At 57.1% G+C, this 1,513-nt stretch carries 3 protein-coding genes; 2 read left to right on the top strand and 1 reads right to left on the bottom strand.

The genetic code is table 11. The features are described 5' to 3' along the window. A partial coding sequence (locus DU29_RS01000000130715) for a biotin/lipoyl-binding protein (RefSeq protein WP_442961334.1) occupies positions 1–302 on the bottom strand: 302 nt, incomplete at its 3' end. Between the two features lie 150 nt (positions 303–452). Between DU29_RS01000000130715 and DU29_RS0128865 the strand changes: the two genes are divergently transcribed. Beyond that, positions 453–1,058, top strand: a complete 606-nt coding sequence (locus DU29_RS0128865) for a TetR/AcrR family transcriptional regulator (protein ID WP_028624799.1) — start codon at positions 453–455, stop codon at positions 1,056–1,058. 69 nt (positions 1,059–1,127) lie between these two features. Continuing rightward, positions 1,128–1,331, top strand: a complete 204-nt coding sequence (locus DU29_RS1000000133490) for a hypothetical protein (RefSeq protein ID WP_028624798.1) — start codon at positions 1,128–1,130, stop codon at positions 1,329–1,331. Positions 1,332–1,513 lie beyond the last annotated feature (182 nt).

The following is a 1,513-nucleotide window of genomic DNA, read 5'->3' as shown; positions in this document are numbered from 1 at the left end:
TCAATCTCGAACAGCACGTCGCCACGTTTGACGATCTGGCCCTCTTCGTAATTGACCCTGTCGATGTAGCCACTCACACGTGGCCGCAGCGCAACGCTTTCCACCGCCTCGACGCGGCCATTGAACTCATCCCATAGGACGATCTTGCGCACCGACACAGGTGCCACGCTGACCGTGGGTGGAGGGGCGGCGACCGCGTCGGCGGCGTCGCTATTGCAGCCAGCCAGGGACAGCGCCAGCAAGCTCGCCGCAGCTAACGGCAAGGCGCGGCGCCAGGAAGGCAGGACCGCAAGGTAAGGCAATGTGCTCATTGTTTTCAGTCTCGAATGTATAGGGAAAACCCGGTTGATTAAATTTGACATACGTAGCGTATGCCATTTATCATACACACATACGCAACATATGTCAACGAATCGCATACATTTCGTATGTGAAAACCGGAGGACGACCTAATGGCACAAAAGCGTGCAGAGATGATTGAGGAAACACGGGCCAAGCTCATCAGTGCTGCCCGCGCGGCGTTCGCAACCGTGGGGTATGCGGACAGTTCAATGGATGAGCTGACGGCCCAAGCCGGGCTGACGCGCGGAGCGCTCTATCACCACTTCGGTGGAAAGAAAGGGTTGCTGGAGGCGGTCATTGCCCAGATTGATGCAGAGATATCGAGCCGACTGGCCGTCATCGTCGAAGAGGCGGACTCCACCTGGGACGGCTTCGTTCTGGAGTGCATTGGCTACATCAAGATGGCCGTCGAGCCCGAAGTCCAGCGGATCGTCCTGCTGGACGGGCCAGCGGTTCTGGGCGATCCCTCCCAGTGGCCCAGCCAGAACGTGTGCATCGTGAACACGCGCCGCAGCCTCCAGAAGTTGATCGAGGAGGCAGTCATACGCCCCGTCGATCCCCTGGCGACGGCCCGCCTGATAAGCGGGGCGCTGCTGGGCGCATCGCTGTGGATCGCCAGCGCAGACGACCCACGCGCCGCTTCCGAAAAAGCCGTGCAGGGATTTCTTGTACTGGTGGCGGGCTTGCGGCGGGACACCTCTCCCGCGCAGCCGTAACAACCCAAAGGTGCCGACCGGCAGGCCGGACTCTTTGACCCTGACCATTCACCTATTTGGATTTTGACCATGAACCCTTTCAAAAATCATCGTGGATACTCGACCATGTATCAGGAAGGAAGCCTGACGCTGGGTCTTTTCTTCGCCATCGAGTCCTACCCTGGCGCCATTCCTGAGATGGACGTGGCACAGCAGATTCGCACGGCACAATTGGCTGAAGCTCATAACTTTGGGTATCCGGAATTTCTGGTTGATAAAATGCCAAAGATGTAAAGAAGAAAATCTTTCTCAGCGGATTATCTGATTGATCCTCTTCAGCCTACTCTACTGCCAATTTTCTGTTTCCACCTTCGCCTGAGTCTTCATAGCGATGCTGACTAGGGAGGACAGCGAGAGCTGGGCAAGCGTCAAAGCGGTTCTGGTTCATGCGCAATCCGGACACCTGCACAACATTC

Source organism: Pseudomonas sp. Ant30-3 (assembly GCF_000690905.1).
GTDB lineage: Bacteria > Pseudomonadota > Gammaproteobacteria > Pseudomonadales > Pseudomonadaceae > Aquipseudomonas.
This window is presented reverse-complemented; position numbering and strand designations above follow the sequence as displayed.